Source organism: Kosakonia sp. R1.Fl (genome assembly GCF_023516815.1).
In the GTDB taxonomy this organism is placed as follows: Bacteria; Pseudomonadota; Gammaproteobacteria; order Enterobacterales; family Enterobacteriaceae; genus Kosakonia.
This window is the reverse complement of the sequence record NZ_JAMGSQ010000001.1, coordinates 2,277,236-2,303,720: the sequence shown is the minus strand read 5'-3', so window position 1 is coordinate 2,303,720 and position 26,485 is coordinate 2,277,236. Positions and strand designations below refer to the sequence as shown.

General features: G+C 56.3%; 22 protein-coding genes. 5 read left to right on the top strand and 17 right to left on the bottom strand.

What is annotated here, in order from left to right:
* Nucleotides 1–91: 91 nt before the first annotated feature.
* Together proA and proB are read right to left on the bottom strand one after the other, a co-directional pair.
* Nucleotides 92–1,345 carry a glutamate-5-semialdehyde dehydrogenase gene (proA, locus tag M8Q36_RS10650; RefSeq protein WP_249880849.1) on the bottom strand — a complete coding sequence of 418 codons (1,254 nt, stop codon included), beginning with the start codon at nucleotides 1,343–1,345 and terminating at the stop codon, nucleotides 92–94.
* 11 nt (nucleotides 1,346–1,356) lie between these two features.
* Entirely contained in the window at nucleotides 1,357–2,460 is a 1,104-nt protein-coding gene (proB, locus tag M8Q36_RS10645; RefSeq protein ID WP_249880848.1) for a glutamate 5-kinase, read from the bottom strand.
* A gap of 296 nt (nucleotides 2,461–2,756) precedes the next feature.
* Between proB and phoE the strand changes: the two genes are divergently transcribed.
* Nucleotides 2,757–3,857 (top strand): phosphoporin PhoE, encoded by a 1,101-nt coding sequence (phoE, locus tag M8Q36_RS10640; RefSeq protein ID WP_249880847.1) that lies wholly within the window; start codon nucleotides 2,757–2,759, stop codon nucleotides 3,855–3,857.
* Nucleotides 3,858–3,997: 140 nt separating this feature from the next.
* Here the strand turns inward: phoE and crl are convergent, their stop codons facing one another.
* From crl to gpt, 3 genes are all read right to left on the bottom strand, one after another.
* Entirely contained in the window at nucleotides 3,998–4,396 is a 399-nt protein-coding gene (gene crl / locus M8Q36_RS10635) for a sigma factor-binding protein Crl (RefSeq protein ID WP_017458780.1), read from the bottom strand.
* Nucleotides 4,397–4,453: 57 nt separating this feature from the next.
* A complete protein-coding gene (gene frsA, locus M8Q36_RS10630) occupies nucleotides 4,454–5,698 on the bottom strand; it encodes an esterase FrsA (RefSeq protein ID WP_249880846.1) in 1,245 nt (414 codons plus the stop codon).
* 108 nt (nucleotides 5,699–5,806) lie between these two features.
* Nucleotides 5,807–6,265 (bottom strand): xanthine phosphoribosyltransferase, encoded by a 459-nt coding sequence (gpt, locus tag M8Q36_RS10625; protein WP_010427903.1) that lies wholly within the window; start codon nucleotides 6,263–6,265, stop codon nucleotides 5,807–5,809.
* A 262-nt stretch (nucleotides 6,266–6,527) separates the two neighbouring features.
* Here gpt and pepD point away from each other — a divergent pair, with 262 nt between their 5' ends.
* Nucleotides 6,528–7,985, top strand: coding sequence for a cytosol nonspecific dipeptidase (gene pepD / locus M8Q36_RS10620; protein ID WP_097406350.1), 1,458 nt, complete (start codon nucleotides 6,528–6,530; stop codon nucleotides 7,983–7,985).
* Nucleotides 7,986–8,388: 403 nt separating this feature from the next.
* Here the strand turns inward: pepD and dinB are convergent, their stop codons facing one another.
* A complete protein-coding gene (gene dinB, locus M8Q36_RS10615; protein WP_249880845.1) occupies nucleotides 8,389–9,444 on the bottom strand; it encodes a DNA polymerase IV in 1,056 nt (351 codons plus the stop codon).
* 349 nt (nucleotides 9,445–9,793) lie between these two features.
* Here dinB and dpaA point away from each other — a divergent pair, with 349 nt between their 5' ends.
* Complete coding sequence (gene dpaA / locus M8Q36_RS10610) at nucleotides 9,794–10,531, top strand: peptidoglycan meso-diaminopimelic acid protein amidase (protein WP_020456686.1); 738 nt, start codon at nucleotides 9,794–9,796, stop codon at nucleotides 10,529–10,531.
* On the opposite strand, the gene M8Q36_RS10605 is transcribed toward dpaA, so the two are convergent.
* Both M8Q36_RS10605 and lpcA read right to left on the bottom strand, forming a co-directional pair.
* Nucleotides 10,502–11,269: a class II glutamine amidotransferase gene (locus M8Q36_RS10605; RefSeq protein ID WP_045513248.1), complete on the bottom strand. Its 768-nt coding sequence runs from the start codon at nucleotides 11,267–11,269 to the stop codon at nucleotides 10,502–10,504. The two genes, dpaA and M8Q36_RS10605, sit on opposite strands and share 30 nt — an antisense overlap.
* Nucleotides 11,270–11,404: 135 nt before the next feature.
* Nucleotides 11,405–11,986: a D-sedoheptulose 7-phosphate isomerase gene (lpcA, locus tag M8Q36_RS10600; protein WP_017458774.1), complete on the bottom strand. Its 582-nt coding sequence runs from the start codon at nucleotides 11,984–11,986 to the stop codon at nucleotides 11,405–11,407.
* Between the two features lie 236 nt (nucleotides 11,987–12,222).
* Here lpcA and fadE point away from each other — a divergent pair, with 236 nt between their 5' ends.
* Entirely contained in the window at nucleotides 12,223–14,670 is a 2,448-nt protein-coding gene (fadE, locus tag M8Q36_RS10595; protein ID WP_249880844.1) for an acyl-CoA dehydrogenase FadE, read from the top strand.
* A 112-nt stretch (nucleotides 14,671–14,782) separates the two neighbouring features.
* Nucleotides 14,783–15,553, top strand: coding sequence for an amidohydrolase (locus M8Q36_RS10590; RefSeq protein ID WP_249880843.1), 771 nt, complete (start codon nucleotides 14,783–14,785; stop codon nucleotides 15,551–15,553).
* Nucleotides 15,554–15,588: 35 nt separating this feature from the next.
* Here the strand turns inward: M8Q36_RS10590 and M8Q36_RS10585 are convergent, their stop codons facing one another.
* From M8Q36_RS10585 to M8Q36_RS10545, 9 genes are all read right to left on the bottom strand, one after another.
* Nucleotides 15,589–17,190 carry a gamma-glutamyltransferase family protein gene (locus M8Q36_RS10585; RefSeq protein ID WP_249880842.1) on the bottom strand — a complete coding sequence of 534 codons (1,602 nt, stop codon included), beginning with the start codon at nucleotides 17,188–17,190 and terminating at the stop codon, nucleotides 15,589–15,591.
* 9 nt (nucleotides 17,191–17,199) lie between these two features.
* Complete coding sequence (locus M8Q36_RS10580) at nucleotides 17,200–18,075, bottom strand: ABC transporter permease (protein WP_020456681.1); 876 nt, start codon at nucleotides 18,073–18,075, stop codon at nucleotides 17,200–17,202.
* Entirely contained in the window at nucleotides 18,075–19,019 is a 945-nt protein-coding gene (locus tag M8Q36_RS10575; protein ID WP_249880841.1) for an ABC transporter permease, read from the bottom strand. The genes M8Q36_RS10580 and M8Q36_RS10575 overlap by 1 nt, the downstream gene beginning before the upstream one ends.
* Nucleotides 19,020–19,040: 21 nt before the next feature.
* On the bottom strand, nucleotides 19,041–20,555 hold the full coding sequence (locus M8Q36_RS10570) for an ABC transporter substrate-binding protein (protein ID WP_249880840.1): 1,515 nt from the start codon (nucleotides 20,553–20,555) through the stop codon (nucleotides 19,041–19,043).
* Nucleotides 20,556–20,566: 11 nt separating this feature from the next.
* The gene (locus M8Q36_RS10565; protein ID WP_249880839.1) at nucleotides 20,567–21,634 is read right to left on the bottom strand and encodes an ABC transporter ATP-binding protein; all 1,068 of its coding nucleotides are present in this window, start codon (nucleotides 21,632–21,634) and stop codon (nucleotides 20,567–20,569) included.
* On the bottom strand, nucleotides 21,631–22,644 hold the full coding sequence (locus M8Q36_RS10560) for an ABC transporter ATP-binding protein (protein ID WP_249880838.1): 1,014 nt from the start codon (nucleotides 22,642–22,644) through the stop codon (nucleotides 21,631–21,633). The genes M8Q36_RS10565 and M8Q36_RS10560 overlap by 4 nt, the downstream gene beginning before the upstream one ends.
* Nucleotides 22,641–23,357, bottom strand: a complete 717-nt coding sequence (locus M8Q36_RS10555; protein ID WP_017458765.1) for a FadR/GntR family transcriptional regulator — start codon at nucleotides 23,355–23,357, stop codon at nucleotides 22,641–22,643. The genes M8Q36_RS10560 and M8Q36_RS10555 overlap by 4 nt, the downstream gene beginning before the upstream one ends.
* Nucleotides 23,358–23,860: 503 nt before the next feature.
* Nucleotides 23,861–25,111 carry an allantoate amidohydrolase gene (gene hpxK / locus M8Q36_RS10550; RefSeq protein ID WP_249880837.1) on the bottom strand — a complete coding sequence of 417 codons (1,251 nt, stop codon included), beginning with the start codon at nucleotides 25,109–25,111 and terminating at the stop codon, nucleotides 23,861–23,863.
* Nucleotides 25,111–26,349 carry a pyridoxal-phosphate-dependent aminotransferase family protein gene (locus M8Q36_RS10545; RefSeq protein WP_249880836.1) on the bottom strand — a complete coding sequence of 413 codons (1,239 nt, stop codon included), beginning with the start codon at nucleotides 26,347–26,349 and terminating at the stop codon, nucleotides 25,111–25,113. Before M8Q36_RS10545 ends, hpxK begins: the two co-directional genes overlap by 1 nt.
* Nucleotides 26,350–26,485 lie beyond the last annotated feature (136 nt).

The window sequence follows — 26,485 nt, the reverse complement described above, 5'->3', positions numbered from 1 at the left end:
GTGAATCACGGAGTAGAAGGTTAAAACTAAGCGGGTGATGCGTCAATGCCCTTGGGAATCAAACGGCTACTTTTGCATCACCCTTTTTCAATTAAGCACGAATCGTGTCGTCGCCGAAACCAATCCACTTATAAGTCGTCAACGCTTCCAGCCCCATCGGACCACGCGCGTGCAGCTTCTGCGTGCTAACAGCGACTTCCGCCCCCAGGCCAAACTGTCCACCGTCGGTAAAACGCGTAGACGCATTAACATACACCGCAGAGGAATCCACTTCGTTGATAAAGCGGTCTGCATTGCGCAGCGTACGCGTCAGGATGGCATCAGAGTGCTGAGTGCCATGCTGGCGAATATGATCGATGGCGTCATCCAGACCCGCCACGATTTTCACATTCAGATCCAGCGATAAAAACTCGTCGTCATAATGTTCCGCTTTCACTGCTTCCACTTTCGCCGGGCCATTTTGCAGCAGCGCCAACGCCTGTTCATCAGCATGCAACGTCACGCCACTTTCCGCCATCTGCTTACTCAGCGCAGGCAGGAATTGCTGCGCGATACCCTGATGCACCAGCAGTGTTTCCACCGTGTTGCAGGTACTGGGGCGTTGGGTTTTCGCGTTAACGATGATCTTTAACGCCGGATCAATTTCCGCAGAGTCATCAACCAGAATGTGACACACGCCAATACCACCGGTGATCACCGGGATGGTCGACTGCTCGCGGCACAGCTTATGTAAACCAGCGCCACCGCGCGGGATCAGCATGTCGATGTATTTATCCATGCGCAGCATTTCATTCACCAGCGCGCGATCCGGGCTTTCGATAGCCTGCACCGCACCGGCCGGTAAACCGCACTCTTCCAGCGCCTGCTGAATAACTTTTACCGTGGCAGCATTGGTGCGCCAGGTCTCTTTGCCACCGCGCAGGATCGCGGCGTTACCGGTTTTCAGGCACAAAGAGGCGACATCCACAGTGACGTTAGGACGCGCTTCATAAATCACACCAATCACGCCCAGCGGCACGCGACGGCGCTCAATGCGCAGGCCACTGTCCAGCAGCCCACCGTCAATCACCTGGCCTACCGGATCTGCCAGTTTGCAAACCTGGCGCACATCGTTGGCGATCGCGGTTAAGCGCGCCGGGTTGAGCGCCAGCCGGTCAAGCATCGCGTCACTCAGCCCGTTGCGGCGAGCTTCCAGCAGATCTTGTTCGTTCGCGAGCAGGATCTCTTGCGCCTGCGCTTCGAGATAATCAGCGATTTTTTCCAGCACGCGGTTTTTCTCGCGGCTGGAGAGCAATGCCAGCTTGTATGACGCTGCTTTGGCAGCGATGCCCATTTGTTCCAGCATACTTCTGCTCCTTAACGGGTAATCATGTCGTCGCGGTGCACCGCGACAGGGCCATATTCGTAGCCCAGAATGGCGTCAATCTGCTGCGAATGTTGCCCAGCAATGCGACGCAGCGCATCGCTGTTATAACGGCTTACACCGTGGGCGATATCGCGACCTTGCAGATTACGAATGCGGATCACTTCACCACGGGAAAAGTTGCCTGTCACGCTTTTAATCCCTTTGGGCAACAAGGAGCTGCCGCGTTCCAGAATGGCCGCTGTCGCACCTTCATCAACGGTGATTTCACCGGCAGGCGGCGCACCAAAGATCCAGCGTTTACGGCTCTCCAGCGGCGACTCCTGGGCGTGAAAGCGCGTGCCGACGGAAATCCCTTCCACAACATCGCCAATCACGCCTGGCTTGCTGCCCGCAGCGATAATGGTGTCGATCCCCGCACGGCAGGCAACGTCAGCCGCTTGCAGCTTGGTGCCCATCCCGCCCGTACCGAGGCCGGAAACGCTGTCCCCGGCAATCGCGCGCAGCGCATCGTCGATGCCGTAAACGTCTTTAATCAGTTCCGCATCCGGGTTGCTACGCGGATCGGCAGTAAACAGACCTTGCTGATCGGTCAGCAGCAGCAGTTTGTCGGCACCGGCAAGGATAGCGGCCAGTGCGGAGAGGTTATCGTTATCGCCGACTTTGATTTCCGTGGTGGCAACGGCGTCGTTTTCGTTAATTACCGGCACGATATTGTTATCGAGCAGTGCACACAACGTATCGCGCGCATTGAGGAAACGCTCACGATCTTCCATATCGGCGCGCGTCAGCAGCATCTGCCCAATATGAATCCCGTAAATGGAAAACAGTTGTTCCCACAGTTGAATCAAACGGCTCTGCCCTACCGCCGCCAGCAACTGTTTCGACGCGATAGTCGCGGGGAGTTCCGGGTAACCCAGATGCTCGCGTCCGGCGGCAATCGCGCCAGACGTCACAATTACAATTCGGTGCCCGGCGGCGTGTTGCTGCGCGCACTGGCGCACCAGTTCAACAATATGGGCGCGGTTCAGGCGACGGGAACCGCCCGTTAAAACACTGGTACCGAGTTTTACCACCAGCGTCTGGCTGTCACTCATGATTCTCTGCCGTTTTTTAAGGAAATATAAGGAAAGTAAATCGTCGTCAGACGTTGTAACAGGAGTCAGAGCGATTGCCAACTGCCAGAGCTGTCAGCTCACTTTTTTGTTGCGCGGGATCAGCAAGCGTAGCGGCAGGATTTGACACTTTTATGGCAAATACAAAAAAACATAACTTTTTAAAAATATTCTTAATTTGTCATAAATCTTTAATTTCGCAGCGTTAAAACCCTTCCTGTTTTTCACGGGGCGTATGCCCAGCGAATATTAGCGCGTTAGTCAAATCAGGAATCAAAATGAAAAAGAGCACTCTGGCATTAATGGTGATGAGCGTTGTCGCTTCTGCTTCTTCTGTTCACGCAGCGGAAGTTTATAACAAGAACGGCAACAAACTGGACGTGTACGGCAAAGTGAAAGCCATGCACTACTTCAGTGACGATACCACCAACGACGGTGACAAAACTTACGTGCGTTTCGGCTTCAAAGGCGAAACACAGATTAACGATCAGCTGACCGGTTTCGGCCGTTGGGAAGCTGAATTTGCTGGTAACAACGACGAAACCAACAACAACAACTCAGCGACCAGCCAGAAAACCCGTCTGGCGTTTGCGGGTTTGAAAATCAAAGATTTTGGTTCTATCGACTACGGTCGTAACCTGGGTGTGCTGTACGACGTGGCTTCCGTAACGGATATGTTCCCGGAATTCGGCGGCGACGGCATGACCCGTACCGACGACTTCATGACTAAACGTACCACTGGCGTTGCAACTTATCGCAATACCGACTTCTTTGGCATGATCGACGGTCTGAATATGACCCTGCAGTACCAGGGTAAAAACGAAAGCAACCGCGCTGTCAATAAACAGAACGGCGACGGCTGGGGTACTTCTCTCTCCTATAACTTCGGCGGTAGCGCATTCAGCCTGATTGGCGCGTATGCGAACTCTGATCGTACCAACGCACAGAACACCGCAGCGTTTGGTCGCGGCGAGAAAGCCGAAGCCTGGGCAACCGGCGCGAAATACGATGCTAACAACCTGTATATCGCCACCATGTACGGCGTCGCTTACAACATGACACCAGTATCTGCTGCAGCGAGCACCGGGCTGGGTTCAGGTTTTGCTAACAAAACCGAGAACTTCGAAGCGGTTGTCCAGTACCAGTTCGACTTCGGTCTGCGTCCGTCTCTGGGTTATGTCCTGACTAAAGGCAAGGACCTGGAAAAAGGTGTTGGCGACGAAGATCTGGTTAACTACATCGACGTTGGCGCAACTTACTACTTCAACAAGAACTTCTCGGCGATGGTTGACTATAAAATCAACCAGCTCAAAGACGACAACAAGCTGGGTCTGGCGAATGACGACGTTGTTGCCGTTGGCGTGACTTATCAGTTCTAAGTTGCAGTAACTGTAATACCCCTCGTTATATTGAATGCCCTCGCAAGAGGGCATTTATTTAACCTGATTCAGGTGAAAGGCCGGGAAACTGCGGCCAGGCCCGATAAGCGCAAGCTATCGGGCATTTTTTATGCGGGGAGTTACGCGGTGAGCTTCAATTGTTCTTTGAAGTTTTCGGCAGGTTCCAGCTTCAGCTCAAGTGAAGCCAGCAGGGTTTTCGCACGTTCGTGAAAATCGCGCAGCGTGTGCTCTAATCGATCGGTCACTTCCTGATCTTTTATCGCCGTAGGTTTCCATTGCCCTTCTTTATCAAAAAGGCCGAACTGATAACGGTAGGTAAAACGTGTCTCCTGCGCTTCCATTTCCATCCACCAGCCCCAGAACTCTCGTTTTTCCGGCGCGGGTTTAACATTCACGCAAACTGCCAGGCAATCAAAGAAAAAACGGTTCTCTTCGCATTGCTCTTCGCGGATATAAGGCCCCAGCGCAGTAAACTTTTTAATCAACCTGCTTCTCGGATGTCCACTCGGTAACGTCATTGCGATCTCCTTTTGTGAAGCAACTGTTTTACCAAACCGATAGAATTTATCAATCTATTAACGAAAATGATGGTTGATCCATCCGGTTATTTGTTGCAACGCCTTATCAAAATTTCGATAAACCGGGTTAAACGGGATTTCCAGCAGTTTGCCGTTGCCAGATGACGAGGTGATTAAACGCGACTCCTCCTCCGGGCTGAAGGGATCGTTTTGCCAGAAACCAGAAAGCATCGGCGTGGGGCAACGTCTGCCGAGTAAACCTTGCGTTTTCAGCGAGTAGCGATTCAGCTCTACGCGCAGCGCCTCGTCGGAAGCGTCGTGCATCCCCAGACGGCTGGCGAGCACATCCAGATACATCTCCGGCACGCGTCCCTGGCGTTGCGGGTCGCTCAGCAATGCATGCACCACCGGCCCAAGGCAAGCCACCGCTTTCAGGCGCGAAGATTCAAGGTATGCCAGGCGCACCGCCACATTCGCGCCAAAGCGAAAGCCAAACGCCGCCACCCGCGTGTGATCGACCCATGGAATGTTCGGCAGCGCTTGCAGTGCATGCTGGTGCAGCAGGCTGGAATCCTGTGTCAGTTTCCACTTCGAAGAGAAGCCAACCGACGGCATATCCAGCGTCAGCATTGCGATGCCTTGCGGCGCGAAATAGCGTTCAAACAGGGTGTAATAGTCGCTTTGCAGGCTATCCAGCCCGCCGCACATTAATACCGTCGGGAACGGGCCATTGCCAGGCGGCATGTGCAGAAATCCGGTGACCGGCGTGCCGCCGGGAATGGCGAACTGCAGCTCTTTGATCTCGCCCGGCAGACGCTGCACTGCCTCTTCATACGCGCGGTTCGCCAGCGCTTGCGCCTGCTCAGCGAGCGAATCACCTTTAATATGAGGATAAGCGGCAATGCTGAACAAACTGGACGCATGCAGCCAGTGTTTGCCACTGATTTCTGGCGCGGGTTCCTGCATCGCTTTTTGCTGCCACGACATAGCCTGCACGGACCATTCATAGATCCAGTTGCCGTTACGGTAACCCACCACCGTGTCATACAATTCCGGGTCAGTACGTTCAGCCTGGCTCATCACAATGCGCGCCTGTACTTCGAGGATCTCTCGCGGATCCACGCCGCGCCAAACCCACATCAGCCGGTTGAGCATGCGATACCAGTGCGGCACATTTTTGCCATCAAGGGTCGACAGGATCGGCGAGGGCGCGCCACGATTAAACCGGCGTACCAGCGTGGAAGTTTCAGGGTGCTTGAAGCGGGGTTTGAATAACGTTTCGCTAAGATTGGGCTGTGACATTGCGCGCAGGCTCCATGTATCTATCACTGGCGGTTATTGTAACCTGTTGCGCGCTAAAAAGAACAACGCCCGGCAAAACCGGGCGTGAGCAAATGTTTCGAAGCAGAATTATCGGCCGCTGATTGGCGGCACAAACACCACGCCCATATCCCACGGCTGCTCAATCCAGGTATCCTGCGGGATATCAATCACATAATCGTCAACCAGCGGGCGACCTGCCGGCTTGGCGAAAATAGTGACGAAATGCGCTTTGGGATACATTTCACGAATGGCGACAGCAGTACCGCCGGTGTCCACCAGATCGTCGATCACGATAAAACCTTCACCGTCACCTTCTGCGCGTTTCAGCACGGTCAGCTCACGCTGGTTGTCGTGGTCGTAGCTGGAGATACATACGGTATCAACATGACGAATGCCCAGCTCACGCGCCAGCAGTGCGCCTGGCACCAGACCACCACGGCTTACGGCAATAATGCCTTTCCATTGTTCTGAAGGCATCAATCGGGCGGCCAGTTTGCGTGCGTGAATCTGCAACATGTCCCAGGTGACGACGTATTTTTCGCTCATGTGAAGTGTCCCAGCCTGTGTTTTAACGGCTTAAAAATTATTCGAGGGGGAAATAGGTTGCGCGAGATTATAGAGATCTGAAGCGCTAAAAACCAGTATTACCCGGCATTACCGCCGCTTTTTCCGCGCACTGGTGCTCGCAGCGCGGCAATAAAGTGGTATTCTCAACGCCATCTCGCAAGCTGACGGCTTGCGATGTTCGTTTATTTAACCCTGTGACCTGCAAGGTACGTTGCGCAGGCTCTTCGTAAGGAGACTCATCGTGTCTGAACTGTCTCACCTATCACCACAGCCGCTGTGGGATATTTTTGCCAAAATTTGTTCTATTCCGCACCCGTCCTACCATGAAGAACAACTCGCCGGGCACATTATGGGCTGGGCGAAAGAAAAGGGGTTGCATGCGGAGCGCGACCAGGTTGGCAACATTCTGATCCGTAAACCAGCCACCGCTGGCATGGAAAACCGCAAGCCGGTAGTTCTGCAAGCGCACCTTGATATGGTGCCGCAGAAAAATAACGACACAGTACACGATTTCACCACCGATCCGATTCGCCCGTATGTAGACGGTGAATGGGTTAAAGCGCGCGGCACCACGCTCGGCGCGGATAACGGCATCGGCATGGCTTCCGCGCTGGCGGTGCTGGCAGATGACAGCGTTGAACACGGTCCGCTGGAAGTGCTGCTGACCATGACCGAAGAAGCGGGCATGGATGGCGCATTTGGTCTGCAAGCGAACTGGCTGCAGGCAGATATTCTGATTAACACCGACTCTGAAGAAGAAGGTGAAATCTACATGGGTTGCGCAGGCGGTATCGATTTTATCACCACCCTGCCGCTCACCCGCGAAGCCGTCCCCGCCGGGTATGAAACCTTTAAGCTGACGCTGAAAGGGCTGAAAGGCGGCCACTCTGGTGCCGAAATTCATGTCGGTTTAGGTAACGCCAACAAACTGCTGGCGCGCTTCCTGGCCGGTCACGCGGCGGAGCTGGATCTGCGTCTGCTGGATTTCACCGGCGGTACGTTGCGTAACGCGATTCCGCGCGAAGCGATTGCTGTTTTCGCCATTCCGGCAGATAAAGCCGCGCAGCTGAAAACGCTGGCCAGCGAATATCAGGCAATCCTGAAAAACGAGCTGGAAGCCAAAGAGAAGAATCTGGTGGTACTGCTGGACAGCGCAAGCAGCGATAAAGCGGCGCTGACCACCGCCTCGCGCGATACGTTTGTGCGCCTGCTGAACGCGACGCCGAACGGGGTTATTCGCAACTCTGACGTCGCTAAAGGTGTGGTAGAAACCTCGCTGAACGTGGGCGTGGTAACGCTGCAAGACGACAACGCCGAGATCATCTGCCTGATCCGCTCATTGGTAGATAGCGGGAAAGATTATGTGGTGAGCATGCTGGAGTCACTGGGTGCGCTGGCGGGAGCGAAAACCGCACCGAAAGGCGGCTACCCTGGCTGGCAGCCGGACGCGCGTTCACCGGTGATGGCGCTGGTGCGTGAAACTTACCAGCGTCTGTTCAACAAAACCCCGAACATTCAGGTGATCCACGCAGGTCTGGAGTGCGGTCTGTTCAAAAAACCGTACCCGGACATGGATATGGTATCGATTGGGCCAACCATCACCGGCCCGCACTCACCGGATGAGCAAGTGCATATTGAAAGCGTGGGCCATTACTGGACCCTGCTGACCGAATTGCTGAAAGCGATTCCAGCGAAATAAGCCTGTTGTCCGCGCCGCCCGGCGCGGACATTTTCCCCGACTCTACACTGCCTTAAATGCCATCCCTTTAAACGCGCGCAGCGGGTTTCTCCCCGTTCAATCTGCTAGTGAAACAATCGACCTTCCGATTTCAGCCTCGCGTATTCAGCATCCTTTATTTGTTGCAGATGATGAGCAATCAGCAAGGTTGCCAGCCGTTTATCAGAAATGTATTCCGAAGCGAGACGGCAAAGAGAATTGCTCGTATCTCCTTTTATAGGTGAGCAAATAAAAGGGATCGGCAGACGAAATCCGGGGCTATATGAAATACAAAGAGACTTCAGGGAATGGTGAAATGCTTTTACAGTAACGAGAAATAAACGTCGGGGATAAAGAAGTTTGAAATAGATCCGTAGCGTATTTTTTATAAACCTAATACCAGTTGGCGTTCCAGTTGAGGATCAAGCAGCGTGACATGCAACCCAACCAGCCGGACACCGCGCCCGCTGCGGCGGTCGTTCCAGGTTTTTTGCGCCGTCGCCAGTAAATCCTCTTTATTTAAACGCGGCCAGACATGCTCCTGAGTCGTAAGCTGGAAATCATTAAATTTCAGTTTTACCCCCTGGCGAGCAATTAACAGATCCGGTTTTACTTTTGCTAACCGCCGCTCAAGCTCAGGGTACAAATGTTCAATAATCGCTTCGCACTCTTCCCAGCTGTGAATATCTTCCGCCAGTGTCCGCTCCACGCCCACGGATTTACGCAGCCGTTCGCTGTTAATTTCCCGCTCGTCAATGCCCTGGCTACGCTCCCATAAAACACGGCCAAATTTGCCAAAGCGTTTAAGCAACATGGCCAGGTCGCTTTTTTGCACATCTTCACAGGTGCGCAGCCCGAGCGTTTCCAGCTTTGCCGCTGACACCTTCCCCACTCCGGGGATTTTGCCGAGCGGTAGCGTGCGCAGGAAAGCCGGAACATCAGCCGGAGTAATCACATATTGCCCGTTGGGTTTGTTGAGATCGGAGGCGATTTTGGCGAGAAACTTCACCGGCGCAACGCCCGCCGACGCAGTCAGTTGGGTTTCATTAAAAATGGTCTGGCGAATTTCCTGCGCCATCAGCGTCGCCGAACCGTGGCAGTGCGGGCTATCGGTCACATCAAGGTAGGCTTCATCCAGCGAGAGCGGTTCAATACGCGAGGTGTAGCGAGAGAAGATATCGCGGATCTGGTTAGATGCTTCTTTATAAGCGTCAAAACGGCCGGGCAATAGCGTGAGGTGCGGGCAGAGTTTAAGCGCCATCGCTGTTGGCATTGCGCTGCGTACGCCAAACTTGCGCGCCGGATAGTTCGCCGTGCTGATCACGCCGCGTTGTACCCGGCTACCGCCGATAGCGATGGGAATATCGCGCAGGGCTGGGTTATCGCGCATCTCTACCGCCGCGAAAAAGCAGTCCATATCAACATGTATGATTTTGCGCATGCGTACGCCCTCACAGAACACTGGATAAGTATACAGCACACTTGCAGCAATTGAGAAGCCAGTACGTAAATCCGGCGAAAAGAGGGGAATATAAGCGGCAATTCAGGCTTTTTACTCGCATAATAGTCGCCAGCTTTCGGCCAAGCGTTTGATACGTAATCCTCAATCTTCTTCGCGCGAGAGAAAAGCGAAGCCAATGAAAAGGCAGCGTGAAAGACGATGTAGATTGGGGCTTGCGAAAAAATGCCGTAATGCTAATGTGGGCGCTCCAAAACAGAATAGTCTGAATTTTGGGCTTCTTTTGCCGTCCTGGCAATGTGGTATTCGCTTTATCAAGGAAACAAGTAGTATGCGCAAAATCGCATTATTTATTGCGATGCTTCTGCTTCCGTGCGTCTCTTTTGCTGGCCTGGTGAGCAGCAACGGTTCAGTAACGCCGGTCAGCAAAGAATATAAGCAGCAGTTGATGGGGTCGCCGGTTTATATCCAGATCTTCAAAGAAGAGCGCACCCTTGATCTTTACGTCAAGATGGGCGAGCAATATCAGTTGCTCGACAGCTACAAGATTTGTAATTACTCCGGCGGGTTGGGTCCCAAGCAGCGCCAGGGTGATTTTAAAAGCCCGGAGGGTTTTTACTCCGTGCAGCGCAGCCAGTTGAAACCGGATAGCCGCTTCTATAAAGCCATTAATATTGGGTTTCCGAATAACTACGATCGCGCCCACGGCTATGAAGGCAAATACCTGATGATCCACGGCGCTTGCGTGTCGATTGGTTGCTACGCAATGACGGATTCCGGTATTGATGAGATCTTCCAGTTTGTTACCGCCGCGCTGGTTTTCGGGCAGCCGAACGTGCAGGTGAGTATCTATCCGTTCCGCATGACCGACGCCAATATGCAGCGCCATAAATATTCAACTTATGCGGATTTCTGGAAGCAATTGAAGCCGGGTTATGACTACTTCGCCACCACTCACCAGCCGCCGGTTGTCTCGGTCGTGGATGGTCGCTATGTGGTTAGTAAACCGCTGAACACCGCTGTTCAGCCGCAGCTGGCGTCAAACTACACGCTCCCCCAGGCAAAATAGTGCCCATTCGCCTGGCATAATCTTTTGCCAGGTTTCATTGCCGGTTAACGGCTGGGTGGCAATCACGGTAACCACATCGTTTGGTGTGGTTTCCCGCTGAAAATCAATTTCCACATCCTGATCCAGCAGCTTCGCCACGCCAAACGGCGCACGGCGGGTGATCCAGAACAGGTTGGTCGAACAAAACGCCATTACATAACGCCCGTCCGACAGCAGCATATTAAAAACGCCCTTCTCGCGCAGCTCCGTTGCCAGTGCCGCAATGTATTTAAACACCGCCGCCATATTGCCCGGTGTGCGCGGGTAGCGTTCGGTCAGCTTGTGCAACAGCCAGCAAAAGGCTTTCTCGCTGTCGGTTTCGCCAATCGGGCGGAAATTACCGGTCTCCAGCGACTTATAACCCGTAAGCTGCCCGTTGTGCGCGTAGGTCCAGTTGCGCCCCCACAATTCGCGGGTAAACGGATGGGTATTTTCCAGCGCCACTTCGCCACGGTTCGCCTGGCGAATATGGGCAATCACCGAACGGGATTTGATCGGATAGTCCTGCACTAATTTCGCAATAGGGGAATTAAAACTCGGTTGCGGATCTTTGAACGTGCGACAGCCTTTGCCTTCGTAAAAGGTGATACCCCAGCCATCTTTATGCGGCCCGGTTCCGCCGCCACGCTGGACGAGACCGGTAAAACTAAAGCAGATATCGGTTGGCACATTTGCGCTCATACCGAGCAGTTCGCACATACACACCCCCACACAGCGCCCTTATCAGAGAAGGCGTAATTGGTGCAGCCAGTTGGCATACGGACAGTGCGTCGATTAACTGTACCTAAACAGAATTTCGCGCACTGCCGGAGTCAAAAAGGCAAAAAGCCTTCCTTAAGCCTTAACCATCTCTTTTTCAATCAACTGAATCAGGATATGAATCACTTTAATGTGAATTTCCTGAATACGGTCAGCATAACCAAAATGCGGCACGCGAATTTCAACATCTGCGCTGCCCGCCATTTTGCCGCCGTCTTTACCGGTCAGGGTGATCACTTTCATCCCCTTCTCACGCGCTGCCGCAACCGCTTTGATCACGTTGCCGGAGTTACCAGAAGTGGAGATCCCCAGCAGTACGTCGCCTTCGCGGCCAACAGCTTCCACATAACGAGAGAAAACATAGTCGTAACCGAAGTCGTTGCTGACGCAGGAGAGATGGCTCACATCAGAGATGGCAATCGCCGGGTAACCCGGACGGTTTTCACGGTAGCGCCCGGTTAACTCTTCTGCGAAATGCATCGCATCACAATGCGAGCCGCCGTTACCACAGGACAACACTTTGCCGCCGGCTTTAAAGCTGTCGGCCAGCAATACCGCCGCGCGCTGAATAGCGTGAATATTGGCATCATCTTTCAAGAAGTTCGCCAGCGTTTCGGCCGCTTCGTTCAGTTCGTTACGAATAAGATCCTGGTACATGAGGATATCCTTCAGCATAAATGTAAATAACACTGCGCAGTGTACCGGATACTATTCCAGGCGAGAAGTTAAAGCCGTAGCGCCCCGTCGTTTTCATTTTCCGTGCGCGAAAAGCCCTCAACAATGTGAACCAGGTTGTAATTATTTTGTAAACACATTGCTAAAAGAAATCACATCCACTACAACCAATACATCACAAGTGGTCAGACCTCCTACAAGCAAGGGAGCTTTTCTTTATGATGATTTTGAGCATTATCGCAACGGTTGTTCTGCTCGGCGCGCTGTTTTACCACCGCGTTAACCTGCTGCTCAGCAGCGTGATCCTGCTGGCGTGGACCGCCGCGCTCGGCGTTGCGGGCCTGTGGTCTATCTGGGTGCTGCTGCCGCTCGCGATTATTCTGGTGCCGTTTAACCTGCCGCCGATGCGTAAAGCGTTGATTTCCGCACCGGCATTCCGTGGTTTCCGTAAAGTGATGCCGCCAATGTCGCGTACCGAAAAAGAGGCCATCGACGCCGGGACAACCTGGTGGGAAGGCGATCTGTTTCGCGGTAACCCGGACTGGAAAAAACTGCATAACTACCCGCAGCCGCGCCTGACCGCTGAAGAGCAGGCATTTATCGACGGCCCGGTGGAAGAAGCCTGTCGCATGGCGAATGACTTCCAGATCACCCATGAAATGGCCGATCTGCCGCCGGAACTGTGGGCGTTCTTAAAAGAGCACCGCTTCTTTGCGATGATCATCAAAAAAGAGTACGGCGGGCTGGAATTCTCTGCTTATGCCCAGTCCCGTGTGCTGCAAAAACTCGCGGGTGTCTCCGGTATTCTGGCGATCACCGTCGGCGTACCGAACTCCTTAGGCCCGGGTGAATTGCTGCAACACTACGGCACCGAGGAGCAAAAAGATCACTATCTGCCGCGCCTGGCGCGCGGTGTAGAAATCCCCTGCTTCGCATTGACCAGCCCGGAAGCTGGCTCCGATGCGGGCGCCATTCCGGATACCGGCATCGTTTGCATGGGTGACTGGCAGGGCGAACAGGTGCTCGGTATGCGCCTGACCTGGAACAAACGCTACATTACGCTCGCGCCAATCGCTACGGTTCTGGGGCTGGCGTTCAAACTCTCTGACCCGGATAAACTGCTGGGTGGCGAGGAAGAATTAGGCATTACCTGTGCGCTGATCCCCACCTCTACGCCGGGCGTGGAAATTGGTCGCCGTCACTTCCCGTTGAACGTGCCGTTCCAGAATGGCCCGACCCGCGGCGACGATATCTTTGTGCCGATTGATTACATTATTGGCGGGCCGAAAATGGCCGGTCAGGGCTGGCGTATGCTGGTGGAGTGTCTGTCGGTAGGTCGCGGTATTACGCTGCCGTCCAACTCCACTGGCGGTGTCAAATCCGTCGCGATGGGGATTGGCGCGTACGCGCATATCCGCCGCCAGTTCAAAGTGTCGATTGGTAAAATGGAAGGCATCGAAGAGCCGCTGGCGCGCATTGGCGGTAACGCCTACGCCATGGATGCAGCCGCATCGCTGGTGACCTACGGCATTATGCTCGGTGAAAAACCGGCGGTGCTTTCGGCAATCGTTAAGTATCACTGTACCCACCGTGGTCAGCAGTCAATCATTGATGCGATGGATATTGCCGGCGGTAAAGGCATCATGCTCGGCGAGGGCAACTTCCTGGCGCGTAGCTACCAGGGTGCGCCGATCGCCATTACCGTTGAAGGCGCGAATATCCTCACCCGTACCATGATGATCTTCGGCCAGGGCGCTATCCGCTGCCATCCGTATGTACTGGAAGAGATGGCCGCCGCGCAGAATAACGACGTGGACGCCTTCGATAAACTGCTGTTCAAACATATCGGTCATGTCGGCAGCAATATGATGCGCAGTTTCTGGCTCGGCCTGACACGCGGTTTAACCAGCGCCACGCCAACCCGTGACGCCACCAAACGTTACTACCAGCATCTGAACCGTGTGAGTGCCAACCTCGCGCTGCTCTCGGATGTGTCGATGGCGGTGCTTGGCGGCAGCCTGAAACGCCGCGAACGCATCTCGGCACGTCTCGGCGATGTGTTAAGCCAGCTCTATCTCGCCTCGGCGGTGCTGAAACGCTATGACGACGAAGGCCGTCAGGAAGCGGATCTGCCGCTGGTACACTGGGGCGTGCAGGATGCGCTCTACCAGGCGGAACAGGCAATGCATGATTTACTGGAGAACTTCCCGAACCGCTTTGTGGCGGGTGCCCTGAGCCTGGTGATTTTCCCGACCGGTCGTCACTACCGCGCGCCGTCCGACAAACTGGATCACAAAATAGCGAAGATCCTGCAAACCCCGAGCGCAACACGTTCACGTATTGGTCGTGGCCAGTACCTGACGCCGAGCGAGCATAACCCGGTCGGCTTGCTGGAAGAGGCGCTGGTTGATGTGATGGCAGCGGATCCGATTCATCAGCGCATCTGCAAAACGTTAGGCAAAAACCTGCCGTTCACCCGTCTGGACGTGCTGGCGCAGCAGGCGCTGGCAAGCGGGCTAATTAATCAGGAAGAGGCCGCGCTGTTGAACAAAGCCGAGGTCAGCCGCCTGCGCAGTATCAACGTTGACGACTTTGAACCGGAGGCACTGGCGACTCAGCCGGTGGTAAAAACGCCGGAGAAAGTGCGTAAACCGGAAGCTGCCTGACGCAGTAAGCGGCTGAAAACCCTCTCCTCTTATCGAAACCCGCATCATGCGGGTTTTTTTATTTATCCTCATGCTACAGTGTGCAGATGCTGTCTTACGGGGAGTTGCTATTGTGCCTGGTTTAAAAATTACGCTGTTACAACAACCGTTAGTCTGGATGGATGGACCCGCTAACCTGCGCCATTTCGATATCCAGTTAGAAGACGTCACCGGGCGTGATGTGATTGTGCTGCCGGAAATGTTCACCACCGGTTTTGCCATGGAGGCGGCGAAACAATCCATGCCGCAAGATGAGGTCATCGCCTGGATGCGGGATAAAGCCCAACAGACCAAGGCGCTGATCGCCGGTAGCGCCGCGCTGCAAACCGAACGCGGGCCGGTCAACCGCTTTCTGCTCGTCGAACCGGAAGGCAAAGTGCACTTCTACGATAAACGCCATCTGTTCCGCATGGCCGATGAGCACCACCATTACGAAGCGGGTAACGAGCGCGTGGTGTTTGAGTGGCGCGGCTGGCGCATTCTGCCGCTGGTCTGTTACGACCTGCGCTTTCCGGTGTGGTCGCGCAACCGCAATGATTACGATCTGCTGCTTTATGTTGCCAACTGGCCAGCGCCACGCTCGCTGCACTGGCAATCGCTGCTGGTGGCCCGCGCGATTGAGAACCTCGCCTGGGTGGCGGGCTGCAACCGCGTCGGCACCGATGGCAACGGTCATCACTATCGTGGCGACAGCCGGGTTATCAGCCCGCAGGGCGAAATCATCGCCACCGCCGAGCCGCACCAGGCGACGCGCATTGACGCCGAGCTGTCACTCAGTGCGTTACAGGAGTACCGCGAGAAGTTTCCCGCCTGGCAGGATGCCGATCCCTTTACGCTGGGGTAAGGCGATCCCCTCTCCCCGCCGGGAGAGGGGGCTCATCAACTCACTAACGCCTGTCCGTCTTTGCGGCTTTCGGTCGCTGCGACATAGTGGCCTTCCGGCATCCGGTAAATGACCTGCGCGCCGCCAAAGTTATAGCCAGCCAGCGGATCTTCTACCGTTATCACATGCCCGCGCTCACGCAGCGCCGCAATCACGTTGCGATCAAAGCTTGATTCCAGCGCCACTTCACGCCCCTGAATCACGCGCCAGCGCGGCGCATCAATCGCCGCCTGCGGGTTTTGCCCATGCAACATAATGCGCAGCGCCATCTGCACATGTCCCTGCGCCTGCATCGGCCCGCCCATCACGCCAAACGACATGAGCGGTTTACCGTCTGCCCCCATCGCAAAACCGGGAATAATGGTGTGGAACGGGCGCTTGCTGCCCGCCAGCGCATTCGGGTGTTTTGGATCAAGTACAAAACCGCAGCCCCGATTTTGCAGGCTGATGCCGGTATCCGGCACCACAACGCCGGAGCCAAAACCCATAAAGTTGGACTGAATAAACGACACCATCATGCCGCTGGCATCAGCGGTAGAAAGATAAACCGTGCCGCTTTGCGTCGGTGCGCCATAGACAAAATCAGACGCGTTATCGGGGTCGATCAGCGCCGCACGCGACTTCAGATAATCGTCACTGAGCAGCAGTTCGGCGGCAAACTCCAGGTGTGCGTCATCGGCAACATAGCGGTCAAGGTCGGCCAGAGCCAGCTTCATGGCTTCAATGGCAAGATGCAACGACTGCACCGAGTCCGGGTGATAACGACCTATATCGCACTGTTCGAGAATGCCGAGCGCAATCAGCGTGGCGATCCCCTGCCCGTTCGGCGGTAACTCCTGCACGGAACCGCCGGCGAACTCACGTGACAGCAACGTGACCCAATCGGCTTTGTGGTTCGCCAGGTCAGCCTCGCTCAGGTGCGCACCGTGTTCTTTGGCGAATGCGGCAATCTTCTGGGCTAGCTCACCGCGATAGAAGGCTTCACCGTTAGTCTGCGCAATCAACTCCAGCGTGCGCGCCTGCGCCGGATTACGGAAAATTTCACCGATCTTCGGTGCGCGCCCTTCAGGAGCGAAGCAAGCGCTAAAGCCCGGCTGATCTTTGAGTTTGTTATAGCCGCGCTGCCACAAGTGACCAATCAGCGGCGAGACGGGAAAACCGTGGCGCGCATACTCAATGGCCGGTTGCGCCAGCGTGGTCAGCGGCAGTGTGGCAAAACGTTCCGCCAGCGCCACCCAACCTGATACCGCGCCCGGCACGGTGACGGCATCCCAGCCCAGTTCTGGCACTGCCGTTTTCCCGGCGAACATATCCGCATGCCAGCTCGCGGGCGAACGCCCGGAAGCATTCAATCCGTGTAATTGTGTGCCGTCCCAGACAATGGCGAAGGCATCGCTGCCAATCCCGCAGCCGGTGGGTTCGACGACGGTGAGCGCCATCGCGGTGGCAATCGCCGCATCCACCGCGTTACCACCGAGTGCGAGCATACGCATCCCGGCCTGCGCCGCCAGCGGCTGTGAGGTGGCAACCGCGTTGCGGCCAATCATCGGCGCGCGATGTGAGGCGTAATTTACATTGAAATCAATAGCTTTTGTCATCAGAACTCCTTAGTCGTGGCGCGGATCGAGCGCGTCGCGCAGCCCGTCGCCGAGTAAATTAAATCCCTGCACGGTCAGAAAGATGGTTACGCCGGGGAAAATAGACATCCAGGGAGCCTGTTCCAGAAAGCCCTTCGCGGTGTTCAGCATTGCGCCCCACGACGGATAGGGCGGCTGCTGGCCAAGGCCGAGAAACGACAGGCTCGCTTCGGTAATGATCGCCGAAGCGATCGCCAGCGTGGCCTGCACGAGGATCGGCGACATCACATTCGGCAACACGTAGCGCAGGATGATCCAGCGATCCGGCAGACCAATCGCCCGCGCACCGTCGATATACTCTTCGTTGCGAATCGCGATCACCTGGCCGCGTGTCAGGCGGGCAAAGATGGGCATCGCCGACAAGCCAATGGCGATCATCGCATTGGTCAGGCTGGGGCCAAGAAACGCCCCCAGTGCAATCGCCATGATCAGAAACGGACAGGCGAGCAGCGCTTCGATAACACGGGAAATCACCCCATCCCATACGCCCTGGAAGTAACCCGCCAGCAAACCGAGTGGTACGCCAATCACCACGGCGATCACCACCGACACGCACCCCGCCAGCAGCGACGTGCGCGCCCCCCAGATCATGCGCGAGAGAATATCGCGCCCCAGCTCATCAGTGCCGAACCAGTAAAGCTCCGACGGCGGTTTACGTACTGCCAGGAAGTTCGCTTTGACCGGATCAAACGGCGCGATCCACGGCGCGAACAGCGCAATCAGCACAAACACGCCGACAATCACCGCGCCAATCACCGCGCTACGGTTAGCGAGGAATTTTTTCAGTACCCGGTTTTCCGTACGCGGCAGCGATGCCGCCACGCCGGTGGTGGACAGTTCGGCCATTATTCACTCCGCATTTTCGGGTTGATTAACACATACAGCACATCCGCCAGCAGGTTCAGCGCGAGAAAACCGATTGCCACCACCAGCACGACACCCTGCACCACCGCGTAGTCACGGTTGAACACCGAATCGACAATCATCTTGCCGAAACCGGGAATGGTAAACACCTGCTCAGTCAGCACCGCGCCACCCAGCAGCTCGCCAAACAGCAGCGTGGTCAGGGTGATCACCGGCACCAGCGCATTACGAAACGCATGCTTCATAATCACCGCTTTTGGCAGCAACCCCTTCGCGCGTGCGGTGCGAATATAATCCGCTTTCAGCACCGCAATCATCGACGCGCGCGTATGGCGCATTAACGTCGCCGCCAACCCCGTTCCCAGCACCAGCGCGGGCAAAAACAGCGTGCGCAAGTTCTGCACTGGATCTTCACTAAAGGGCACAAAACCAGACGCCGGCAGCCATTGCAGGTTGACGGAAAAGATGAGGATCAACAGGATCCCCAGCCAGAAATGCGGCACCGAAATGCCGGATATCGCCACAAAATTAGCGCCGTGATCGATCCAGCTATTCCTGTTCACCGCCGCCAGAATGCCCATGCTGATACCGAACAGCAGCGCAATAACCATTGCCAGCAGCGACATCTCAAGCGTCACCGGCAGCTTGGTGGCAATCAGGTGCGTGACCGGCTCCTGCGTACGCAACGAGACGCCAAGATCGCCCTGCAATGCGCGGGTTAGCCAGTGAAAATATTGCACCGGAATCGGCGCATCCAGGTTCAGCTCCGCGCGCAACTGGGCGATGACCGCCGGATCGCGCTCCTCGCCCAGCATCGCAGTGAGCGGATCGCCGGGTAGCAACTTTTGCAAACCGAACACCATCATGCTGACCAGCAGCAAGGTCGGAACGGCGAGCAGCAGGCGTTTGCAAATCAATTCCAGCATGGTTTCTCCAGGCGACGCCGTTTAGTTGGCAAGCGACAGACCCGCCAGACGCACAATGCCGTCCGGGTAAGGTTTAAAGCCCTGCACTTTTTTGTTCATACCAAACAGGCGCGGTTCAAAGTAGAGGTAGGCAATCGGCATATCGGTTTGCAACTGCTTCACGACCTTTTCATACAACGCCTGGCGGGTTGCCGGATCGTTGTGCAAACGCGCCTGCGTCAGCCACTCATCGACTTGCGGGTTGCTGTAGCGACCATCGTTGAGCGTGCCTTTGCTATTGATGAAGCCGAAGATGCTGCCATCGGGATCGGGGCGACCAGACCAGCCGGAATAGCTAAGCTGAAAATTGCCGCTTTGCTGCCTGTCCAGCAGGGTGGCGAATTCCGTCATCTGCAGATTGACGTTGAAGCCGGCTTCGGCGGTCATCGCCTGCAACACCTGGCCCACTTGTTGTGACGTCGGGTTGTTCGGCACCAGCAGCGAAACGGTGATCGGCGTCTTCACCCCTGCTGCTTGCAGCAGCGCTTTGGCTTTTTCCACATCGCGCGGGGGCACCGGCAATTTGACGTGATACGGGCTGACTGGCGAAAACGCCTGGTTCGCCGGGGCATATAACCCTTCGAATACCACCTGGTTGAGTGCATCGCGATCTATCGCCAGCGAGAACGCCTCACGCACGCGCGCATCTTTGAACGGATCGTTGACCGGGACGTTGCCGTTATTGATATTAAACGTGATGCCCTGATACCCCAGCCCTGTCACTTTCGCCAGCTGAAGTTTGTTGTCGGCCTGGACGGTTTTCACATCACTGGCGGCAATCCCTTCGGTCAGATCGAGATCGCCCGCACGCAGGTTCGCCAGTCGCACAGAAGCATCCGGGATCGGCAGGTAGATAACTTTGTCGAAGTGGTACGCGCCTTTGTTCCAGTAGTTGTCAAAACGCGACAACACAATGCGGTCTTGTGAGACGCGGCTGTCGAATTTATACGGGCCGGAACAGACCGGGTGGGCGGCAAAATCCGCTTTCTTCGCCGCCACGGGCGCCAGCATCGCGCCGGCGCGATCGGTTAACTGCATCAGCAACGCCGAGTCCGGCGTTTTCAAATGCAACTTAATTTGCAGCGGTCCGCTGACCTCCACCGACTCGATAGAGGAGATTTCACTTTTTCGCAGCGAACCGGGCAGCGTCAGCGCACGATCGAGACTGAATTTCGCCGCAGCGGCGTCAAACTTCTCGCCATCGTGGAAGGTCACGCCCTCGCGCAGATCCATGGTCAGGGTTTTGCCATCCTCGCTCCACGACCAGGCCTTCGCCAGCCCGGGCACCACTTTCAGGTTTTCATCCACGTCCACCAGCCGATCGCACAGTGAAGCGAAGACAAAACGGCCATAGTAAGTACGCGCCAGGTGCGGATCGAGCATATCCGGATCCGCGCCAAGACCCACGCGCAGCACACTTTCCGCCTGGGCAGGCAGTGCCGTGCCCAGCAACATGACACTTCCCAGAACGGTCAAAAGCGAATTTCGCATCATCATTATTGTTTCCTTTAAGGGGAGGAGTGAGAGGCCGCGTGTTCAAACAGCGCGCGACGGCGCAAGAACGCGGCTGAGGGGGGAGCAATCTGAATCACGCTGCGGTCGCGGTTAATCTCCTGCCAGCGATGACAAGAGACCTGGCGACCGCCTTCGAGTACCTGTGTGATGGGCTCACGTTGCTGGCACTCGTCTGTCGCAAACGGGCAGCGGGTATGAAAACGGCAGCCCTGCGGCGGGCTTGCGGGATTGGGTAAATCACCCTGCAACAGCGGTGTTTCGCGCACAATGCCGGGCTGCGGTTGCGGAGCAGACGCAATCAGCGCCTGGGTGTAGGGGTGCAACGGCGCATCGAAGATCTCATCCACCGTTGCCATTTCCACGATTTGCCCGAGGTACATCACCGCCACGCGGTCGCTCATATGGCGGATCACCGCCAGCCCGTGCGCGACGATGATCATGGTTAAACCAAGCTGCTGTTTCAGCGTCTCCAGCAGGTTGACCACCTGCGCTTGCACCGACACATCCAGTGCGGAAACGGGTTCATCGCCAAGCAGCAATTTCGGCCCGGAAGCCAGCGCGCGGGCAATGCCAATACGCTGGCGCTGGCCGCCGGAAAACTCATGCGGGTAGCGTCTGGCCCACGCCGCAGGCAGACCCACGGTGCCAAGCAGCCCGGCAACGCGTGCCTGTCGTTCCGCTTTACCGATTTTCTGGTGCAACCACAGCGGCTCACCCACAATCTGCTCTACCGTCATACGCGGGTTGAGCGAAGCAAACGGATCCTGAAAGATAATTTGCAGCTCGCGCCGAAGCTGGTTTAATCGCGCGCCGCTGGCATGGGTGATCTCTTCTCCCTGGTAGTAAACGCGCCCTTCGGACGCCGCCAGCAAACGCAATAGCAGGCGACCAAGCGTCGATTTTCCTGAACCGGACTCCCCCACAATCGCCAGCGTTTCGCCGGGGTAAACCGCCAGGGAAATACGATCCACCGCCGTGACATAACGTTTTGGCGCAAACAAGCGGGTTGGCCCGGCAAAGCGTTTGCTCAGGTCGAAAGCTTCGAGGATCGGCGTGCTCATGCGGTTTCTCCCAGCGCGATGTGCTGTTCAAGTGGCACACGGAAACAGGCCACCAGATGGCCTTTCCCTTGCGGTGTCAGTGGGGGTTTTTGCTGCTGGCAGCGTGCCTGGGCAAACGGGCAACGGGTGGCGAAACGGCAGCCTTGCGGCATCGCTTCCGGTAACGGCACCGCGCCGGGAATGGTCGACAGTTGCCCTTTGCGCGCCCCCAGCGAGGGAATCGATCCCATCAGACCAATGGTGTATGGGTGCTGTGGGTCGGCAAAAATCGCCTCCACGCTGCCCTGCTCCACCACTTGTCCGGCGTACATCACCGCCACCTGCTGCGCCACTTCCGCCACCACACCGAGATCGTGAGTGATCATCAATACCGCCGTGCCGGTTTCGGCTTTCAGGGTATTGAGCAGCGCGAGGATCTGCGCCTGAATTGTTACATCCAGTGCGGTTGTCGGTTCGTCGGCAATTAACAGGCGCGGCTTGTTGATGAGTGCCATCGCGATCATCACGCGCTGGCGCATACCGCCGGAAAGCTGGTGCGGATACGCTTTCAGGCGCATCTCCGCTGCCGGTATCTGCACTTTTTCCAGAATGTGGAGCGCCGCCTCGCGCGCCGCGTTCGCCGACACGTTCTGGTGGCGTATCACCGCTTCGCTGAGCTGGTCGCCGAGCGTAAACGCCGGGTTGAGCGAGGTCATCGGTTCCTGAAAAATCATCGCCAGTTCATTACCGCGCAGGTCGGCATAGTCGCGCGCAGTGAGCTGGCGCAAGTTACGCCCGCGAAACTGCATCTCACCGCCAAGGATCTGCGCACTGGCGGGTAGCAGCCCCATCAGTGCCAGCGAGGTAATGCTTTTGCCGCAGCCGGACTCACCGACCAGCGCCAGCGTTTCTCCACTTTTGACAGAGAGCGAAATCCTGTCCAGTACGCTCACCGGGCTGCCAGCAAACTGCACTTCCAGGTTATGCAGACGCAGCACCGGCGCAGCCTCTTTAAACGGGATCGTCGTCATGGGGTATCGTCCTCAAGATGAATGGCCTGGATCAGCGCATGTTGCAGGTCGAGCAGGTGTTCGCGCATCGCCGTCGCCGCCTCATGCGGCTGGCGCTGGCGAATGGCAATCATGATGCGGTGGTGGTGATCGTTGTAGCGATCCACTTTCGCTGGCGTTCGCGCCAGTTCCCGCAGATGGTGCCAGGCAGGTTCGCGCCGCACCGCGTCTAGCGTGTCAAAAAGACCGAGCATCAGACGGTTTCCTGCCGCCTCGGCGATAGCCCGGTGAAAAGCGCTGTCCCACAGCTCATTCAGATCCGGATCATCCGGGTTAACGTTGTCGATGCGTTCCAGCATGCGCTGCATCAGCGCCAGATTTTCCGGGCTGGCGCGAAGTGCCGCCAGCCGCGCAAGACCGGGCTCAATTTGCAGGCGGGCTTCCATCACTTCCAGCATATTGGTTTGTTGCACCAGTCCCTGTAGTGCAAGAGGTGCAACCGGTGCCGCAGGGCCAATAAAGGTGCCTTTGCCCTGTTTGCGCCAGATCCGCCCCTCCTCTTCCAGCACGTCCAGCGCGCGACGCACTTCGCGTCGCCCGACGCCTAAGTTTTCCGCCAGTTCACGTTCCGTGGGCAGAGGAGTCCCTGGTGTTGACTCATGCTGGTGAATTAGCCCACGAAGTTGTTCCAGCGCCGTACTGGAATTTGCCAGATAGCGTGACGGTTTTTCCATATTGGTTCATCCGCGTTTCGCGTTATCTTTTTATTTCATTACAGACAGTTAATGCTTATACCGTCTGTATGCCCCGCTATTTACTAAGCAATTCGCGAACCAATACGGCATTGGTTCGATAATTTTTTGTTAATACTTTGATTTATTAATGTTTATTTTTTGGCTAAGGCAGAGGGGGTAGCAGGCACCTGCGGATGCAGGCGATGAAATGCACAGTTAGCGTGCAAACCATGCACTAAAAGGGAAGAAAGGAACCTAAGAGGGAACGACCTGAATGCGCCAGGGGCGTAGTGATGAGGAGGCGAAATGACCCGTTCTCAATCACTACGTCGAAGACAGAAACCAACACAACCTGCCGCGCCTGCCAGCCCGGCCTGTTCTCAGCATGGCGAATTCACTTTTACAGCAGCCACGGTTCAGGTGTGCCCGAACAGAATGGCAGGCTGATCTTTTTACCGCGATACCCGATAACCGCACGCTGACACGGTGGTAACAGCCTGGCGCTACGCCGCGTGAATAAGCCTTCCTACCGCAAGGCTCAGGGCGCGCAGCGCCTGGGCGACATCGCTACAGGCCACGCTTTCCGCCGGATGATGGCTGATGCCTTTATAACAACGCACAAACAGCATGGCGGAAGGCCAGCGCTCCGCAATGGCGATAGCATCATGTCCTGCTCCACTTGGCAGAGATAAAACCTTCCCCTGCACGATGTGTACCGCATCGGCCAGCTCTTCACGCAGTGGCATATCGCACGGCGTGGCGGCAATGGTGTAAAAAATGTCGTGGCGGAACTCAAGCCTGCGTTGCCGGGCGATGCGGTTGGCTTCGTCCAGCAAGTGGTTGAGCAGCGCTTCGCGCTTATCATCCTGCGGGCTACGGATATCAAGCGTAAGCCCAACCGCACCTGGGATCACATTCACCGCACCGGGTTCGCATTGCAATGTGCCAACGGTGGCAACCATCTCCGGGCCAGCCTCGATCGTTGCCTGTTCGATAATCTGTATCCATTCGGCGGCGGCAGTCAGCGCATCACGGCGATGACGCATCGGCACCGTACCGGCGTGCCCGGCCTCACCGGTAAAACGGCAGCTAAGACGCCGCGCACCGTTGATGGCCGTGACCACGCCGAGCGCCAGATCCGCTTCTTCCAGCACCGGCCCCTGTTCAATATGCAGCTCCAGATAGGCGGAAAAATCCCCGACCGGGCGCTGCGCCGTAGCAATCTGCGCGGCATTCAACCCGGCCTGTTCCAGTGCCTGCGCCACGCTGACGCCCTGCGCATCTTCACAGGCCAGCCACGCTTGTGGCCAGTTGCCGGTCAGCCCACGGCTACCCAGCAGCGCGATGTTAAATCTTGTGCCCTCTTCGTCAGCAAAACCGACAATCTCGATCGCCTGCCTGCCGCGCAGGTTAGCCCGATTCAGGCCATCAACAACTTCAATCGCCGCCAGTACACCAAGCATGCCGTCGTAACGCCCGGCATCGCGCACGGTATCAAGATGCGAACCGAGCAGCAGCGCCTGGCTTCCCGCTTCGATACCTTCGTAACGGCCAAAAATGTTGCCGACCGCATCCTGCCAGGTGCGCATCCCTGCCTGCTGCATCCACCCGGCAACCAGCGCATTTGCCTGCAAATGCTGGGGCGAGAGATAAACACGGGTGAGTTGGCCCGGCGTTTCGCTAATTTGCGCCAGCGCGTCACAGCGTTGCATAACCCGGCTGGCGGCTTGTGCGGCATCGAAAGGTGTCATCATTAACTGACTCCTTCGTAAATGTCCCATGCCGCCTGCATACCCGCTCCCTGAACGGTGCGAAAACCCAGCCGGTTCAACACCGCTTCCAGCGCCGTCAGCGTTTGCAGCACACAATCTTTGCGCGCGTTATAGCCCATGGTGCCGATGCGCCAGATCTTGCCCTGCAGCGGGCCAAACGAGGTGCCAATCTCAATATGGAAATCATCCAGCAGCCGTTTACGCACCTCTTCGCCATGCACTTCCCGCGGGATTTGTACGCCGAGGACGTTGTTCATCTTGTGCCGGATATCGCCAAACACTTCCAGCCCCATTCCCTGGATGCCCGCAAGCATTGCGCGCCCGTGCAGTTCGTGGCGCGCAATCAGCTTATCCATCCCCTCTTCAAGCATAATGCGCGCGCATTCGCGGGCGGCGAACAGCATGCTGGTCGCTTCCGTGTGGTGATTCAGACGTTCCGGCCCCCAGTAATCCATCACCATGCCGAGATCGAAATAGTTGGAGTAGATCATCTCATCCGCGCCGTCCTGATGCGCCTCGGTGCGAATGCCCTGTTCTACGCATTTTCGCGCCCGCACGGCGGCTTCCATTCGTGGGCTGAGGGTAATGGGCGAACTCCCGGACGGGCCACCAAGGCACTTTTGCAACCCGGCGGAAACGGCATCCAGGCCCCACGCATCGCTTTCTAACCGGTTACCACCGAGCGAAGCGGTGGCGTCGGTATAAAACAGCACATCGTGGCGGCGGCAAATCTCACCTAATTGCTCCAGCGGTTGCAGCATGGTGGTCGAGGTATCGCCGTGTACCGTTAACAGCAGGCGCGGCTTGATGCGAACAATGGCATCTTCAATCCGATCCGGGCTAAACACCTCGCCCCACGGCACCTCAATGGTGTGGACTTCAGCGCGGCAGCGGCGGGCAATTTCACAGAGCAGATGACCAAAACGGCCAAACACCGGCACCAGCACCTTATCACCAGGGCGAATGGCGGAAACGAGGATCGCCTCAATACCCGCGCGCGAGGTACCATCCACCAGCATCGTCCAGCGGTTTTCCGTGCGAAACACCTCGCGGTAAAGCGCCATCACTTCGTTCATGTAGCCGGTCATCACCGGATCGTATTGCCCTATCAACTGGCTCGCCATCGCCCGCAGAACACGCGGGTCGGCGTTGATTGGCCCCGGCCCCATCAACAGGCGCGAAGGCGGATTAATTTGCGGGAACTGCTGGAAATCAAACATGGGCGCGTCCTTTAGTCTGCGACAGCGTGAAATGTGAAACAAAAGATTCGTTTAATTAAATTCTGCAACTAATGTGCCACAGACAAAAAAACGACACCAGCGCTGGCTAGCCGCTATTTCATAGGAAAATCCAAAA